This is a genomic window from Vibrio sp. D420a (assembly GCF_030248625.1).
GTDB lineage: Bacteria > Pseudomonadota > Gammaproteobacteria > Enterobacterales > Vibrionaceae > Vibrio > Vibrio fortis_A.
Genome location: NZ_JAHGAN010000008.1, coordinates 69274 through 86393, shown reverse-complemented (window position 1 = coordinate 86393; position 17120 = coordinate 69274). Strand labels below are relative to the sequence as shown.

The following is a 17120-nucleotide window of genomic DNA, read 5'->3' as shown; positions in this document are numbered from 1 at the left end:
CTCGTTTTGTCTCTCAAGTTGGTATGAGACAAATTTAGAGGATTGACACATAAGAATACATAAACGAATATTAATTCCAAACATCACGATTTGTTATGTAATGAACTATGCTAGAGAAATTCGATTTAAACCTACTTAGAGTGTTTTCCGCTGTTTATCGCCATCAATCGATCACACTCGCTGCTGACGAAATGGGGATGACTCAACCTGGTGTTAGCGGTTTGCTCAAGCGATTGCAACAACAAGTAGGCTGTCAGCTTTTCATTCGCTCTGGTAGAGGGATAGCACCAACAAGGCAAGCCCAAGAGCTGATTCGTCAAGTCGAGCCAGCGTTGATACAAATTAATAATGCGCTGGAAAACTTGGAAGAGTTTAGTACCGAGACGCCTCATAAATTTGTGGTGTATACATCGGAACCAGTGATGCTAAGACTAATGACGAAAATTGAAGCCGATAATCAGTTGGGTAACGTTACGATTGAGCTTCATCCTACGCGCTCTAATGAAGAACAATTGATGGATGACCTCAACCAGAGGCAAGCTGATCTCGCAATTGAGTTCTCAAACCACACATCCAGCTCATTCTTTACAGAGCCGTTATTCGATGACGAGATGTGCATTATTGCGAGAAAAGGTCATCCGAGGATCACAGGTTCAATATCCCAAGATGAATTCTATCGTGAGAAGCATATAACGCTTAAGTTGCGTCGAGAGCAGGCATATTTGGCGGACTATTTCACCGAAGTCAGCCTGAAAGAGAGAAAGGTTGCTGCTGAATGCACATCCCTTATTTGGCAAATGTCGATGGTATCGAGTAGCGATTGTATTGCTTCAATGACAAGAAGTTTGGCCAATGAACTTGCTGATAAGCTAGGACTGCAAATAATACCGATGCCATTCTCGACATTCCCGATTAAATACCAACTCTTCGTCCATAATCGAGATAAGAAGAGCCCCTCAAATATTTGGCTTAGAGAAAAACTGAAATCTTATTTGATTGAAGGTTAGGTGATAAAAAGCCGGCTGTTTGTGTTCTCGAGTTCAAGATGTCTCCGGAGTCTGTGCTATCGAAGAGCAATATAATAAATACCCTAGTTAACCCCTAACTTAAATATGCACTTCTAAAGGTATATGCTCAACATTATTGTTATGTTATAACGTAACAATAATGTTGAGAGTTTGATTCTTTGGGTGGAAAGTTGGATATACCTGTCTTGTCGGTTAGAAGGCTGTTTGCCAATGGTAAGGCTAATTGGAGAGCTGTCTCAGATGTATCTTTCAGCGTCGCTGAAGGAGAATGTGTTGCCGTTATCGGGCCAAATGGCAGTGGAAAATCGAGTTTACTAAAAGCGATTACTGGAGAATACAAAACAATAGATGGGCAGTTGTTCCTGTCTGGTAAGTGTATGAAGAGTATCGATAAACAACAACTTGCAAAGAGGGTTGCGGTTGTCACTCAACACGAGCATGTCGATCCACGTTTAAGCATCTTCGAATATGTTTGGCTCGGGCGCACTCCTCATACCTTTTGTTGCAGTAAGAAAGAGCACGAAAGAGCTGTTAATCAAGCAATAGAAGACGTCGGGCTTTCTGATAAAAGTGAACGATACTTTGGTGATCTATCTGGTGGAGAGCAACAGCGTGCCAGTATAGCTCGCGCCTTCGCTCAAGAACCTAGACTATTACTTTTAGATGAGCCGACCAACCACTTAGATCCTCTTGCTCGCTTAGAGCTACTCAGTCTAATCAAACGACGTGGTATAGCGTGTGTCGCTGTTTTGCATGATCTGCCTTTGGTCACCCCCTTCGCAGACAAAGTACTCCTCATGTCTGACCAAAAAATGGTGACGTTCGAAACGCCTGACATCGTAATGAGAGACCATTTTATGACACCAGTTTTTGGCCTGCGCGTAATCTCATTCAAACATCCCCATATGAGTAGCATGATTCATCATTTTGAAGCTGCCCATCACCATCCTGACTTTCCAATAATAGGAGTTGCCCAATGAAGTGGCCTTTAATTTCCGGTATGTTACTTAGCCTACCATTCACCTTTGCAGCCAATGCAGCCAATACTGTATATCCGGTTACCGTAGACAGTTGTGGTAGCCCACTCACCATTGAAAAGCGTCCAAGCCGTGCAGTTGTGCACGATATCAACATGGCGGAAATGGCTTTTGCACTAGATTTACAGCCAAGCATGATTGGGGTAACGGGTATTACTGGCTGGTACAAAATGTCGAAGCCTTTTGAGAAAGAGTTAGGTGAGATACCAGAACTGGCACCGAAATACCCTACGTTAGAGACATTGATCGCAGCTGATACTGACTTCTTTTTCGCTGGTTGGAATTATGGGATGAAAGTAGGGGGCGAAGTCACCCCTCAGACCCTCAAGCCGTATAACGTAGATACTTTGGTGCTCTCTGAAAGTTGTATTCACACGCAGGGTGATCAGCAAGCAGCGACTATGGATCTTCTTTATGACGATGTGAAAAAGCTTGGTGTTATTTTTGATAAACAGGATAAAGCTGAAGCGTTAGTGAAAAGCTGGAAACAGCGCGTTGCAGCGGTGACAGAGAAGCAAACCACCTCTGAGGCAGACGCACCAAAGGTGTTTTTGTTCGACTCAGGTGAAGATAAACCTTTCACTGCAGGTAAATATGCAATGCCAAATGCCATGATCGAGGCTGCTGGTGGACATAATATTACGGATAACATCGAAGCAAGTTGGGCTAGAACTTCATGGGAGAATGTGGCTCGTGAAAACCCAGATGTCATCATTCTTTTAGACTACCAAACCGCGAGTGGGGCGGATTCATTGCAACGTTTCCTTGAAGCGCACCCTCTTATGAAACATACCAATGCAGTGAAATCGAGCCGTTACGTGAAGCTTCGTTATGAGCAGCTAACTCCAGGGCCTGCTAACATCGACGCGATCGAAAAACTTGCTCTGGCATTTGATGCACAATAATTGCCAAGGTTGTTTTTCCATTGACTTTACATAGTAGATATCGAGCAGCTTGGGTGGCAGGCATTGCATCCATGCTGCTCGCTTTTGTGATGAGCTTACAGTTTGGCTCTGTTCCCTTAACTTTTAAAGAAGTCATGGTTGGACTTAGCTCGTTTAGCGAGGCTGAGCCAGACATGACAAGCCGTATCTTGTTTGATTTGAGGTTACCTAGAGCTCTGTTAGCGGTGATTGCCGGGGCAGGGTTAGCAATGGTAGGCGCATTGCTTCAGACATCTACGCGCAATGATCTCGCCGACCCATTCCTATTTGGACTCTCTTCTGGAGCGTCAGTTGGCGCCGTATTGGTCATTACGCAGGTAGGAGACGCTTTAGGGGTTTGGTCCTTGCCATTAGCAGCATTTTCAGGAGGGATTGTTTCTGCAGGTGCGGTTCTTATTCTGTTTTCGATGCAAAGGAAAAAGGGTAACGACAATCTGATCTTGTGTGGCCTTGCCATCTCATTTTTATTTGGTGCGATAACAAGCTTTCTTATTTACTCTGGCGATCAGCGAGCCGCGAGTTCAATTCTATTTTGGACAATGGGTGGTTTAGGACTCGCTCGTTGGGATAATCTCATATTCGCGCTACTAGGTGTGTTCCTATTAATTGTGCTTATCTTCAAGCGTTACCGTGAATTAGATACTTTACTCGTGAGTGAACAGACGACAAGCTCTCTTGGCGTAAGTGTTCATCGTCTACAAAGCGAAATATTCCTTTGTTGCGCGTTCTGTACTGCCTCGATCGTGTCATTGACGGGTGTCGTTGGTTTTATTGGTCTTATGGTTCCTCACTTGGTAAGGCCGTTTTCTGGAGTGACTCATAAACGCGCATTACCTCTAACCGCATTGTGGGGCGCCGTCCTTCTGTTGTTCGGAGACTTAGTCAGCCGAACGGTACTAGCACCACAAGAACTGCCCGTTGGTATTGTAACTGCTGCGTTGGGTGGGCTGTTTGTGCTCTATCTTGTATGGCGAAAATAATATCGAGGTCTTCAATATTTAGCGTTTTCGATTTCTTCGCTAGTGGTTATGTAACAATAGTTTAGGTATGGTGGTGGCTGACGTATATCGCTTATTGATATGTACTAGAGCGCTGAAATAAAAGAAGGACATAATGAAATATTTAACACTGATATCCATAATAATTTTCAGTGGTTTTTCGCATGCGAATTTGGTGAAAACTACCCCTGGTAAGTATTTCGATTATTACCATATGAAGTACGAGCTGGTTGCAGGAGAGTACCAACTGGATGAACGTTATGGATTTAATGCTGGTGGACAATTTTCAGTTTTGATTCCTAAAGAAAAGTTTCCGATTCCAGCGCCAAACTGCAATAAAAATATAATTGTGCGAATGCCTTACTCACAAAATGAAAACAAAAAAAGGCACTTATATGAAGATCTTAAATCGTCTCGCACCATTACAGTTGTTCTAGAGTTAAACCCTTACGTGCTTGTTTTGCCTAAAGAAAAAGAACAGTTTGAGTTGACTTATTGTAATGTATTTTTCCGACACAAGAATGGTGATTACTACGACTCGCTCTGATCTGAGAATGGTTTCAATAACCCAATGTTTGTCACCATCCTTCTCTCGTATTTTATGGTCTCTGAGTCTTGAAATTACGACTCCTCTTATACGGAAGCCTATCCGCTGAGTAAGTGGTACTAGTTATGATTTAAATGGAGGTTTAAATGTCTTCTGTACCAAGAAATAAGGATGAATTAGAGTTAGCTATAACTTCAGTATTTCCGAAACTCATGGCTGACTATCGGTCAATTCCGGAAAACAAAACACGCCAATTGGGTATAGAGGGAAACGTAAAGGGTACGGTCATTAGCGTTTCTGACACTGTGGCTTACTTGATTGGTTGGGGCAAACTCGTCCTTAAATGGCATCGTCTAAAGTCCCAAGATCAACACGTTGATTTCCCCGAAACAGGTTACAAATGGAACCAGTTGGGTCAACTCGCAGAGAGCTTTCACGAAGAGTATCGTGACTGGAAATACAATGATTTACTCGCAGAACTTGAGTCTACAGTTAGCGAGATACTTTTACTCGTTGCAAGTTTAAGTGACCAAGATTTATATGGCGTTGCATGGTATGAGCAGTGGACTTTGGGGCGTATGATTCAGTTTAATACGTCGTCACCAATGAAAAATATGCGCACAAAAGTTCGGCGTTTCAATCGAGAGTTCATATAGAAAATCATTTAATAGGTCTGCAAGTTTCTTGTATGTGACTAAGGTGCTGTTTACTCACGCTTAAAAATAGGTCGGACGATGAAAAGAATCAATGTAATAGGCACTAGTGGAAGTGGAAAGAGTACTTTCAGCCGTAAGCTTGCGGGTGAGCTTAAGTGTCCTTATTTAGAAATGGATGAGATATTCTGGAAACCCAATTGGCAAGAACCTTCAGATGAAGAGTTTTTTGAGAACTTGATAGAGAAGTTAAGTGGCGAATGTTGGGTTTTAGATGGTAACTACAACCGAACGTCTGAAATCAAATGGAGTAGAGCCGATACCATCATTTGGGTTGATTACTCTTTTCAAAGAACAGTATTCCAAGCCGTGAAAAGGGCTTTGACTCGCATTGTGACTCAGCAGGATTTATGGGGCAAAGCAGGTAATGTTGAATCGTTTAAAAAATCTTTTCTCAGCAAAGACTCAATCATTCTTTGGACACTGAAAACATACAAGAAAAATCGAGCACGTTACACCGAATTGTTCAATGACCCGAAGTATAATCATATCGAGTTTATTAGGATAACAAGTCCTCAAAATGCGGATACGTTTATAAACAAGTTACGCATGCAACAAGGGCTGTAATGAAAATAGAAAGGTTAGTACGACTTATCCCCTAGAAGGCCTTTAGTTGTCCATAAGGAAAAATTACATGGAAGTGATCATTGGAACGTCTCCTGAGATTATCGAACAAGCTCAGGCCATACGATTTCAGGTGTTTAGTGTTGAGCAGAGTATTCCGAATGAACTGGATTTCGATGGTCTAGACACTACCTCTATTCATGCTCTCGTTATGGACGATAATCACGCGATAGCGACAGCACGACTACTAATTAAACCTGATGGTTTGTCGGTTATGGCACGAGTCGCCGTGTTAAAAGCTTACCGAGGACAAGGTATCGCGTCAGAAGTTGTGAAAGCGTTGGTTAACTATGCTGAGCAGCAAGGTGTTGAGTCAATTGAAATTCATGCGCACAGCTACTTGAGAAACTATTATGAAAAATTTGGTTTTAACTTCGTACAGGAAGTTGAGATTGTAGGCGAACATCAACTAATAGAAATGCGTTATCAACTGGCTCGCATGTTTAAAACAAGTTAGGAGTGTTTCTCAGTACTTCGAATCATATAATCGCTTCTTGGAGAATTTATGAAGTTTTACAAAGCAGAGAAATATCAGCCTGCTTGCAAGGATATGTTTTTTAAGTATGCACGTGAAATAGCGGCTTTACTTCCAGATGCTGTGATAGAACATGTTGGAGCGTCTTCAATTCCTAATGCTGTCTCTAAAGGTGATCTTGACATATTGGTTGGTGTTGACGGTAACGAATTGGAGAGAGCGGTAAAACTACTTTCCAACCTAGGCTTTAAAGAAAAAACCGATACGTTGAGAACACCAGAGTTGTGCATGCTTGAAAGTTATTCAGGTGAGGATGTTGCTTTTCAAGTCGTCGCACATGGACCTGAGTTTGAGATGTTTGTGAGCTTTAGAAACCAACTCCGTGAAAACCCTGAGTTGGTTCACCAGTATAATGAACTAAAAATGTCTTGTGAGGGGTGGTCTCATGATGACTATCGCCGCAAAAAATCAGCATTTGTAGAATGCGTACTCGGGCAAAAAAAGTAATTTGATCTGATTCGCAAGGCTTACTATTTCTCCCTTTTGATCGCGCTAAATGCTTCGAGTCGATGTTAACGTGTATTCCATGACGCGGGCTTTATTGGGCTGGTGGAGTGAGTTCCAGTTCAATAGTTAGTTTAAGGTGGAAAAGTGAATATCGTTCTTGTTATAGCTACCGTTGTTTTGGCTAAGTTTATCGGTTCTCAGGTCGGGTTTAGTTATCAACTGTTCTCTGACCCGTTCAGTTTTAAGTATGCCATTATGGATTTAAGCTTGTTTATTGTGGTAGGAACGATGGTTAGCTTCTTTTATAATCAAGCAAAGCGCCTTTTTAATATCTAAAGCTGGAACTTCGTTTCTTTACAGCGTTGTTCGAGACCTAAATTAGCTTTCTGTTCAAGGATGAGATATGGAAATCCCTCAAAACTCTGCGTTGTTTACCTATGCGAAAGGCTCATATTTCGCAGATAGCTTTTCTTGTGAAGTACCCAACAAGGGCCAAACTGCCCTCGATGTTTACCTTGAAATAGCGAAACAAACACCCGCTTGGATTTCCTTCTTGATGGCCATGAGAAATAGGGTCGTGTCGATGTTTGGATTAAAGCACTTAGGTCGGCTACAAGATGCCACGATGGATATAGAACCAGATCACCTTAAGATTGGCGATCGCCTTGGTATTTTTACGTTGGTAAGCAATACAGATAATGAAATCGTGTTGGAAGATAGTGACAAGCATCTGGACGTGAGAGTGTCATTTTTGTTGGATCCTCAAAGGGAGAAGGTAACCGTGCATGCAACGACTGTAGTTCACGTACACAACTGGTGGGGTAAAGCGTACATGTTCTTCGTGGCTCCAGTGCATAAGATCATTGTCCCTAGTAGTTTGAAGACCTTGGTACAGGTTTAACTACAACTATTGTGGTAGTCCCTCTCTTCAATCATTCATATTTGCACGAATTGACTTCAATGTTGTTTATTTTTGAATGCTAAGTGCCAGGTTAAGATGCTTTCATTAAACCGAAAGACATAAATTGAAGGTACAGAAATGAGCACATCACAATTAATTCTTGAACTATCACTAATTGGAACCATGCTTCTGGTTACCGGTTTTTATCTCGTGAGAACTTATGATAAATCAGACTCAATTGCGATGAAAACGCAGAAAATACTGACGGGCTTATTGGGTGCATTTATGGTGATGGCCGGAACGGTAAAGTTTTTTGACCCATTCACAACGATGTTCACTCAACAAATTACGTTAAGTGAACTGCCTTTTCCTACACTGTCTCGTTGGTCAGGACAGCTTGGTGAGATTTCTGCTGGGTTATTATTGTTGGTTATAGTGATTGGTGAACGCACTCTTCCTAGGGCTGTCGTCGATAAAATAATGGTGCTTTCGACACTGTTAACCAGCGCCATTATGACCGTTGCGGTTTATGTGCATTTACTGCCGAGTGTACCCGCAGAAGTGCTCCCTTTGCAGTCGAAGCCTCCAGTAATGACATTAATTATCCTTGGCTTAGCTTGGTTTAACGCGCACTTATACCGTATTTCTAGACACTAAACTGAAACGCCAGCTTATTAAAAGCTGGCGTTTTTTGTTTATTGGCGCTCACTATTGATGGAGGCTAGAAACTCTGAGCTTTGGCCGAACTGTTCAAAAATCATATCTCTAAAGGCGACGACTCGAGCAGCTATGAGCTTTCTGTCAGCCCACACCAAATAGGCCTTTCCTGTCGGACATTCTACCTCTGGCAATACTTCTACCAAATCTCCTGTCTCGGCTCGTTTATCAAAGGCTGCTTTGGGCATCATACATATCCCTGCGCCTGAAAGCGTAGCATCAATATTAAGGCGCAGGCTGCTCACTGCATAGCGTGGTTGATAAGGAATACGAACCGCCTTGCCATTCTCTTTGAGCTCCCAATAGGGGAGGTTATTCCCAGAAAGAAGTTGATGAGATACAAGCTCTTCAGCGGTTTGTGGATGACCGTGTTTTTCCAAGTAGGTTGGCGACGCTGCCATGAGCAGCGGAGACTCAAATAACTGTCGCTGAACTAAGTGGGTTGCATGAGGTGGACTTGTCACAATAGCGAGATCGATTTGCTCATCAAAGAAGCGTTCTGTACCTGCGCTGAAGTTAATAGATACCGAGACTTCAGGGTGCTGTTCCATGAACTCAATGGCCATTTTCTGAAGAAAATTGTCGGCAAACGGCTCTGGACAAGACACTCGAATTTCCCCTGTCAAAACGGGTTGGCTATTGGATAGCTGTGTCCATTCGTCATTCAATTGTGAAAAGAGAATGGCAAAACGTTGATAGTACTCATCACCAGCCGTTGTCGGTTGAAATTGTTTGGCGTTTCGATGGATCAGTTTTTCACCGAGCTTGTCCTCTAAACTCGCTACGGCACGAGAGAGTGTTGGTGCCGAAACGTGAGTCTTTAAACTGGCGGCTGCGAAACCGCCGCACTCCACCGACTGACAAAACAAATAAAGGTTAGAAATATCTTTCGCTTTCACAGTCTTCCCTCTTAGCTTTCATTTATGAATGCTTCAAATGCAAGGTTGTCTATTTTTGATTGATAAAACCAAGACTAAGATAGCTACATCAGTTAGTCAAACGGAGTCAATCATGAAGAAATTTCCACGTAAGTTTCAATACCCATTAATGGTTTCGATGGTTCTACCAACAATGCTTTTGAGTATGCCAGCCATCATGGTGGCCAAGACTATTAATGCCGAGCAAACGTTTTTTGACGCATGGTTGAACGCCGTGACACAGATGGTGCCATCAGCATTGTTGGTGCTTGGGGTTGTGGCCCCTATGGTACGTTTATTTGTTACCAAAGTACTTATAGAGCCAGAGCCAGAGCCAGAGCTGGAGTAACCCTCTGAGAATTATTTCACTTTTAATCAAATAACCAACTAAACATTGAGAAAACAAAAATGAAAGCATTTACACTACACACAGCAGAAACAGCACCAGAGAAAAGCAAAGCTATTATTAATGGTGCAAAGAAACAGATGGGTATGGTACCAGGGCTATATGCAATCATGGCAGAATCGCCAGAGCTTCTAAACGCATATACTCAGCTTCACCAACTGTTTACATCAACGTCATTTGATGCAGAAGAGCTAACGGTTGTGTGGCAAACCATTAACGTTGAGCATGAATGTCACTACTGTGTACCAGCACACACAGGTATCGCACATTCTATGAAGGTTGACCCAGCATTAAACGAAGCGCTACGAAATGATGAATCAATGCCGACTGAGAAACTACAAGCGTTGAAAGATTTCACACTTACAGTAGTTCGCGAGCGTGGCAATGTATCTGAATCTGACCTCGAAGCTTTCTTTAAAGCAGGCTACAGCCAACAACAAGTGCTAGAAGTTATCTTAGGCCTATCTCAAAAAGTGATCAGCAACTACGTCAACCATATTGCGAAGACGCCAGTAGACAAAGTGTTTGAAAAATTCGTGTGGTCTGCAAAATAGAATCAGCCGCAGTTCAACATATGAACCGTAGAGATGAAGACTAAATCCTCAACACTTTTTGTCTGTGTGGGGTTTCATTAGAAAATCATATTAGAGCACGATTCGTGACGAAGTAGAATTTTCACAGTAAAGCTATTTTATGAATCCGATAAACTAATTGATTCGTATAAAACAGCTGGTCTTTCGTACAATCTAAACTATGTGCTCCATACTTTGCATATTGAGGCCATAATTAAGTTTATTCTAGTGACAGATTTGGTGCTCTGCCGACTTGATAAACGTGGCCTTCGTAGGATTAGGTTGGTTTTGATTCATAGTGGAATGGCGGAATATAGACATGGAAAAGAGAACGCATCGTCGCATCTCATTGAGAGTTGTTTTGGGCCTAATGTTCGTATTTTGCGCTTTTACGACGGCAGGCGTCGCTATTTCTCTACAATACTACTTCGCCAGTCAGACAGAACTGAAACACACTTTAACGCGTTATCAGACGATTGCGTCTAGTATCTCCGATTATTTTTCAAACCTTCAAAATGTCGCTGAGAACGTGGCGCGAAGCGGTGGTCAACTTGTTACGCTCATTGGCACAGACGTTCCTACGGAGAACATTGCGCTGCCCTTATCCAAGTTGTTACTAAGAGATCCAAGCCTTCATAGCATTTTCGTTGCTCAATCGAATAACGACTTTCTGCAAATTATTCATTTGGAGTCATCTGACATAAGAGAAAGAGTCGGTGCGAGCGATAATGACAAGTGGTTGGTCATTGTTCATCAAGGTGAGGGCAAAGAGCGTACTAAAACATCCACCTTTTACGACCAATCATTCAAACCAAGTCAAAGCCAAAAAGAGTACAGCAACTTTCTTCCTACGCAGCGCAGTTGGTATAAAAATGCGAATTCAGAACGGATTTATAATACCTCTCCTTACCTTTTCAACACATTAAAACTCACTGGCGAGACCTTTTCGTTCAAAGTCAGTGGTAGCGATATTGTCGTCGGTGTCGATGTTTTATTGTCTTCCTTGGAATCTCGTTTAACCAATCGTTTTGTCGAAAACAAAAGACAACCACAGGCACAGGCTTTTGTTTTCAGACGTGACGGCCGCCTGATCGCGACGAATCAAGCGATCGAAATTGATGACAGCATCCCGCTTGTTAGTCCTATTCCACTTTCTGAAGAACAGCAGCGCTTGGTAGAAAGAACGCCAGAGCTAAAAGTATCGAATCAGCATGACTGGGCACCGTTGGACTATACAGTAGGAGGGCGCCCAAATGGTTTTGCTATCGATCTGTTTAGAGTCATTTCAGAGATGACAGGGTTGAAATTTAAGTTTGTAAATGACGGCTCTTGGGATGATCTGGTTACTGATTTTGACGTAGGAAATATTGATATTCTCCACTCATTATCAGACCCCACCAACTTTGACCAAACCAGTGTGGTTGGTGACTCGTTGTACCGAGTTAACTTTGCACTTTTGATGAATAGCGATAACAACGAACTTCAGACGTTTGAAGATATTACTGATAAGCGGATTGGGATACTGAGAGGTTGGAGCATACAAGACAATATCGAGCAGGTGCATCCGAATTTACGCTTCACTTCATACTCTTCGTTACACACGGCCATTGACGATCTCCAACAGGGACGAATAGATGCGGTGTTGGACCTCAAGCAGGTATTGCTTTCCAAAATTCGTGAGAAGTTTCGCGAGAACCTTAAAGTGATACCTATCGAATCTCCAATCCTGCCACGGGAAATATATTTTGCGGTAAGGGATGAATATCGCGATGTGGTTGATATCATCAATCTCGCTATTGCTTCATTCAGTGAGGAACACAGACAAGAGCTCAAAGATAAATGGTTCTCTTCAAAAGCTGTTCAGTCCACCCACACATTCTTGCCTTATCCTGAGCTTCTCGATTTAACGAGCACTTTGTCACAGCGAGGAACGGTAGAGCTTGTAACGATCAACGGTATTGAAAAGTATCTCTATACCTCGGAGCTAACCTACAAAGATGAGCGTTATTTTGCTGTGCTCGTTCCTAAATCTTACATCATGGCCGGCGTTCGAGAGACAACGTGGTATTCCGTGGGAGGCTCATTTTTTGTGTTGCTGCTGCTGATTCCACTAGCGTGGGCGATGGCAGCGCCGATTGCCAACCCAATTAATCTACTTCGCCAACAAGTTAGGTTCGTTCGCAATCGTCAATACGATAAGGTGCAACGGGTTCATAGTCGCATTGAAGAGATCCACCAATTAGGTTTATCGGTAACGCGAGGTAGTAATTCGCTGAAACACTTTGAAGAGCAACAGAACTTGTTCTTCGAATCGATGATCCAGTTGATCGCGCGTGCGATCGATGAAAAATCTCCGTATACAGCAGGCCACTGTAATCGCGTACCTGAGATAGCCTTAATGCTATCTGAAGCGGCTGAGCAATCGAATCACGGCTCGCTCGCCAGCTTTAAGTTTGAAAACGATGAAGAAAGACGTGAGTTTAGAATTGCTGCTTGGTTGCATGATTGCGGCAAGATAGCGACGCCGGAGTATGTGGTCGATAAGGGGAGTAAGCTAGAAACAAACTACAACCGTATTCATGAAGTACGGATGCGCTTTGAAGTGCTGTGGCGAGATGCGCAGATCGAATACCTTTTATCGCGCCTAGACCAAGAGATCGATTTAGAACATGTATTACATACTGAGTTGCAAGAGCTCCGTGAAAAGTTTGCTTTTGTGGCCAATGCGAATGTTGGTAAAGAGTTTATGTCTGACGAAGACGTAGAGCGCATCCAGCAGCTTGCCGAAACTCAATGGACTCGCTATTTCGATTCAGGGCTTGGATTGTCGCCACTTGAAGAGACTAGATATCAACCTCAACCAACGCCAGCTAAAGAAAAACTGCTCACGGATCGTTTGGAACATGTGATCGAGAGAGACCATCCGTTTGTGAATCTCGCAGAGTATGGCATCAACATGAATGTTCCTGAAAAGCTCTATAACCACGGTGAGTTATACAACCTTTCGATTAGACGCGGGACATTGACAAACGAAGAGCGTTTTAAAATCAATGAGCATATGATCAGTGGCATCAAAATGCTCGAGAGTATCCCATTCCCACCTGAATTGGCGCGTGTTGCGCGATATGCGACGACCCACCATGAGACTTTAAAGGGGACTGGCTATCCACGTGGCTTGGATGAAAGTGAACTATCGATTCCAGAAAGAATACTGGTTGTGGCTGATATATTTGAGGCTTTGACCGCATCAGATAGACCATACAAAAAAGCCAAACCATTGAGCGAAGCAATTAGCATTCTTTCTAAAATGGCGGAGAATGAACATATCGATAAAGAGATTTTCCACCTGCTTTTAACGAGCGGTGTGTATCGTAATTATGCAGAGCGGTATTTATCGTCAGAGTTAATGGACGTCGACGATATTCAACAGTTTCTAGACTGAACAAAAAATAACGGCTGGAATTGCCGTTGAATCCTTAACGAAAAAAAGGCAGCCCCAAATGGCACGGGCTGCCTTTCTAATCACTCAAAATAAGGGATTAGACAGTGGATTCGTTAATCGGCTCTAGTGCAACTTGCTCTGTGTTATCACTCTGCTCTTTAGGCGTACGTTTAGCCAATACGTAGTAGAACAGTGGCGTGAGTAGCAGACCGAATATGGTTACACCAATCATGCCAGAGAACACAGCAATACCCATTGCTTGCCTCATTTCAGCACCGGCACCGGTAGAGAACACCATTGGTACCACACCCATGATGAAGGCAATCGATGTCATCAAGATTGGGCGAAGACGTAAGCGTGATGCTTCAAGAACCGCCTCCATCACCGTGCGACCTTTATCTTGCAACTCTTTGGCAAATTCTACGATTAGGATGGCGTTTTTAGTTGCCAAGCCAACCAGTACGATTAGACCAATTTGAGTGAAGATATTGTTGTCGCTACCCCATAGAATCACACCACTGATCGCTGATAGAAGCGTCATAGGAATGATTAAGATGATCGCCATTGGCAGGCGTACACTTTCATATTGCGCGGCAAGTACAAGGAACACCAACAATATAACCAGTGGGTAGATCAACATAGCTGTGTCACCGGCCAATTTCTGTTGGTAGGTCAGCTCTGTCCATTCGTAAGTCATACCAATCGGTAGTGTTTCTGCAAGGATCTGCTCGATCGCCGCTTGCGCTTCACCTGAGCTGAAACCTGGCATAGGGCTACCATTGATTTCTGCTGTGGTGTAAGCGTTGTAGTGCATCACACGATCAGGACCAGCACTGTAATTCACATCAACAAACGCGCCCAAAGGAATCATTTCACCGTTCGCATTTCGAACCTCTAGCTGGCGAATCTGCTCTGGTGTTTGACGGAACTCTTCGTCGGCCTGAACGTTCACTTGGTATGTACGACCAAAGCGGTTGATATCATTGACGTAAGTGCTCCCCATATACGATTGTAGAGTAGAGAAAACATCGTCTAATGATAGGTCTTGCTTGAGCGCTTTTGTACGGTCAACATCCAGGTCTAACTGTGGAACATTAACTTGATAGCTTGAGAACACACCAGTTAGTGCCGGGTGCGCCCATGCTTTCATGATCACTTGTTGAGTGACACCGTATAGCGCTTCGTAGCCGTGGTTCGCTCGATCTTGGATCTGCAAACGGAAACCGCCAATCGTACCCAGACCTTGAACCGGTGGTGGTGGGAAGATCGCGATGAATGCATCAGGAATAGAAGCAAATTTTTGGTTCAGCTGACCTGCAATCGCATTTGCGCTAAGACTCGGATCTTGACGCTCGTCGAAATCAGCCAACGGAGTGAACACAATGCCGCTATTCGGACTATTGGTGAACCCGTTGATACTCAGACCTGGGAAGGCCACTGAGTGTTCAACGCCTAGTTGCGCCAAAGCAATCTCAGACATCTCACGAATAACTGCATCGGTACGTTCGAGTGAAGCCGCATCTGGCAATTGCGCGAATGCAACCAAGTACTGCTTATCTTGACCCGGAACGTAACCCGTAGGAGTCTGATCGAATTGGTAAGCCGTTAAGCCAAGCAGCCCAACATACATCACACCAATCAGTGCGCCAAGTCGAATGCTCTTCTTCACCGCGTAGCCGTAAGCGATAGAACCTTTGTTAAATAGCTTATTGAATGGGGCAAATACGAAGCGTCCGAACAAGCCATCCATTGCACGGGTTAGCCAATCTTTCGGTTGGTCGTGACCACGTAACAACAGCGCAGAAAGAGCAGGGCTCAAAGTCAGCGAGTTAATAGCTGAAATGAATGTCGAGATAGTAATGGTCAAAGCAAACTGTTTATAAAACTGACCCGTTAAGCCAGACATAAACGCAGTCGGGATGAATACCGCAGCGAGCACCAAGGTAGTCGCAACAATTGGGCCTGTAACCTCTCGCATCGCTTTTTCTGTCGCCGCAATAGGAGCAAGACCTTCTTCGATGTTTCGCTCAACGTTTTCGACCACCACGATCGCATCATCAACAACGATACCGATAGCGAGTACTAAGCCAAACAGTGACAGAGCATTTAAAGAAAAGCCCATTAAGTACATGAAGGCGAACGTACCAACTAGCGAAACCGGAACCGCAACTAATGGGATGATCGATGCGCGCCAAGTTTGCAAGAACAGAACAACAACTAGTACAACAAGCAATACCGCTTCAAGCAGTGTTTGCACTACCGCTTCAATAGAACCACGAACGAATACCGTTGGGTCATAAACAATCTCGTAGCTCACACCTTGAGGGAAGCTTGCTGACAGCTCTTCCATTTTCGCTCTTACGTCATCAGAAATCTGAATCGCGTTTGAGCCAGAAGCTTGGAAGATTGGAATTGCAACGGCGTCTTGGTTATCAAGTAGTGAACGAAGTGAGTAGGTTTCGGCACCTAATTCAATACGAGCGACATCCTTCAAACGGTTGATCTGACCATCTTCACCAACCTTGATGATGATGTTCTCGAACTCTTCAACCTCGCTTAAACGTCCTTTGACATTAATAAGCAGTTGGAAGTCTGACGAACCACTTGGTTGAGCACCAAGGCTACCTGCTGCAGCTTGTTGGTTCTGCTCGCGAATCGCAGAAATCACTTCACTAGGATTGAGGTCAAGGCTTGCGACCTTGTTTGGATCAAGCCAAATACGCATGCTGTATTCGCCACCACCAAACAGGCGAACGGCACCAACACCTTCAATTCGTGCAAGTTCATCCTTAACATTAAGCGCTGCATAGTTCGCTAGATAAAGTAGATCATAGCGCTCGTCAGGCGACACCAAGTGAACGACCATGGTTAAGTCTGGTGATGACTTTTCCGTCACAACACCAAGTCGCTGAACAGTTTCAGGCAAACGAGGTAGGGCACGATCAACGCGGCTTTGAACTAGGGTTTGCGCTTTGTCCACGTCGGCACCAATGGCGAAGGTGACGGTTAACGTCATCACGCCATCTGAAGTCGCTTGAGAAGACATATACAGCATATCTTCTACGCCGTTAATCTCTTCTTCGAGGGGAGACGCGACGGTATCCGCAATCACTTTCGGGTTTGCACCCGGGTAAGTCGCTGTTACAACGACGGTCGGAGGAACAACCTCAGGGTATTCAGTGATAGGCAGTTGCCATACAGACAATGCACCACCGATGAATATGAGTATCGACAGCACGGATGCAAAGATCGGCCGACGAATAAAGAACTGGGAAAACATTGCAACGGTTCC

At 43.8% G+C, this 17120-nt stretch carries 17 protein-coding genes; 15 read left to right on the top strand and 2 right to left on the bottom strand.

Annotated features, from left to right (window positions below; genetic code table 11):
* Positions 1-107 precede the first annotated feature (107 nt).
* From KI743_RS08330 to KI743_RS08275, 12 genes are all read left to right on the top strand, one after another.
* Positions 108-1007 carry a LysR family transcriptional regulator gene (locus tag KI743_RS08330; RefSeq protein ID WP_032550957.1) on the top strand — a complete coding sequence of 300 codons (900 nt, stop codon included), beginning with the start codon at positions 108-110 and terminating at the stop codon, positions 1005-1007.
* A 206-nt stretch (positions 1008-1213) separates the two neighbouring features.
* A complete protein-coding gene (locus KI743_RS08325) occupies positions 1214-2008 on the top strand; it encodes an ABC transporter ATP-binding protein (protein WP_285466037.1) in 795 nt (264 codons plus the stop codon).
* Positions 2005-2970 (top strand): ABC transporter substrate-binding protein, encoded by a 966-nt coding sequence (locus KI743_RS08320; RefSeq protein ID WP_285465939.1) that lies wholly within the window; start codon positions 2005-2007, stop codon positions 2968-2970. The genes KI743_RS08325 and KI743_RS08320 overlap by 4 nt, the downstream gene beginning before the upstream one ends.
* A 71-nt stretch (positions 2971-3041) precedes the next feature.
* Complete coding sequence (locus KI743_RS08315; protein WP_285466036.1) at positions 3042-3989, top strand: iron ABC transporter permease; 948 nt, start codon at positions 3042-3044, stop codon at positions 3987-3989.
* Positions 3990-4122: 133 nt separating this feature from the next.
* On the top strand, positions 4123-4554 hold the full coding sequence (locus KI743_RS08310; RefSeq protein ID WP_285465938.1) for a hypothetical protein: 432 nt from the start codon (positions 4123-4125) through the stop codon (positions 4552-4554).
* A 146-nt stretch (positions 4555-4700) separates the two neighbouring features.
* Positions 4701-5210, top strand: coding sequence for a ClbS/DfsB family four-helix bundle protein (locus KI743_RS08305; RefSeq protein ID WP_285465937.1), 510 nt, complete (start codon positions 4701-4703; stop codon positions 5208-5210).
* Between the two features lie 78 nt (positions 5211-5288).
* Entirely contained in the window at positions 5289-5834 is a 546-nt protein-coding gene (locus KI743_RS08300) for an adenylate kinase (RefSeq protein ID WP_285465936.1), read from the top strand.
* Positions 5835-5901: 67 nt separating this feature from the next.
* A complete protein-coding gene (locus KI743_RS08295; protein ID WP_285465935.1) occupies positions 5902-6348 on the top strand; it encodes a GNAT family N-acetyltransferase in 447 nt (148 codons plus the stop codon).
* Between the two features lie 48 nt (positions 6349-6396).
* The gene (locus KI743_RS08290) at positions 6397-6873 is read left to right on the top strand and encodes a GrpB family protein (protein WP_285465934.1); all 477 of its coding nucleotides are present in this window, start codon (positions 6397-6399) and stop codon (positions 6871-6873) included.
* Between the two features lie 144 nt (positions 6874-7017).
* Positions 7018-7209: a hypothetical protein gene (locus KI743_RS08285; RefSeq protein WP_285465932.1), complete on the top strand. Its 192-nt coding sequence runs from the start codon at positions 7018-7020 to the stop codon at positions 7207-7209.
* A 67-nt stretch (positions 7210-7276) separates the two neighbouring features.
* Positions 7277-7774 carry a DUF2867 domain-containing protein gene (locus KI743_RS08280; RefSeq protein WP_285465930.1) on the top strand — a complete coding sequence of 166 codons (498 nt, stop codon included), beginning with the start codon at positions 7277-7279 and terminating at the stop codon, positions 7772-7774.
* Between the two features lie 138 nt (positions 7775-7912).
* The gene (locus tag KI743_RS08275) at positions 7913-8431 is read left to right on the top strand and encodes a hypothetical protein (protein ID WP_285465928.1); all 519 of its coding nucleotides are present in this window, start codon (positions 7913-7915) and stop codon (positions 8429-8431) included.
* Positions 8432-8469: 38 nt separating this feature from the next.
* On the opposite strand, the gene KI743_RS08270 is transcribed toward KI743_RS08275, so the two are convergent.
* The gene (locus KI743_RS08270; RefSeq protein ID WP_285465926.1) at positions 8470-9390 is read right to left on the bottom strand and encodes a LysR family transcriptional regulator; all 921 of its coding nucleotides are present in this window, start codon (positions 9388-9390) and stop codon (positions 8470-8472) included.
* 112 nt (positions 9391-9502) lie between these two features.
* On the opposite strand from KI743_RS08270, the gene KI743_RS08265 reads away from it, so the two are divergent.
* The 3 genes from KI743_RS08265 (at position 9503) to KI743_RS08255 (ending at position 13828) form a co-directional block, all read left to right on the top strand.
* Entirely contained in the window at positions 9503-9757 is a 255-nt protein-coding gene (locus KI743_RS08265; RefSeq protein WP_285465924.1) for a DUF2798 domain-containing protein, read from the top strand.
* A gap of 59 nt (positions 9758-9816) precedes the next feature.
* Entirely contained in the window at positions 9817-10368 is a 552-nt protein-coding gene (locus tag KI743_RS08260; RefSeq protein ID WP_285465922.1) for a carboxymuconolactone decarboxylase family protein, read from the top strand.
* Positions 10369-10705: 337 nt separating this feature from the next.
* Positions 10706-13828, top strand: coding sequence for an HD domain-containing phosphohydrolase (locus KI743_RS08255; protein WP_285465920.1), 3123 nt, complete (start codon positions 10706-10708; stop codon positions 13826-13828).
* Positions 13829-13925: 97 nt separating this feature from the next.
* Here the strand turns inward: KI743_RS08255 and KI743_RS08250 are convergent, their stop codons facing one another.
* The gene (locus tag KI743_RS08250; protein WP_285465918.1) at positions 13926-17108 is read right to left on the bottom strand and encodes an efflux RND transporter permease subunit; all 3183 of its coding nucleotides are present in this window, start codon (positions 17106-17108) and stop codon (positions 13926-13928) included.
* Positions 17109-17120: the final 12 nt, after the last annotated feature.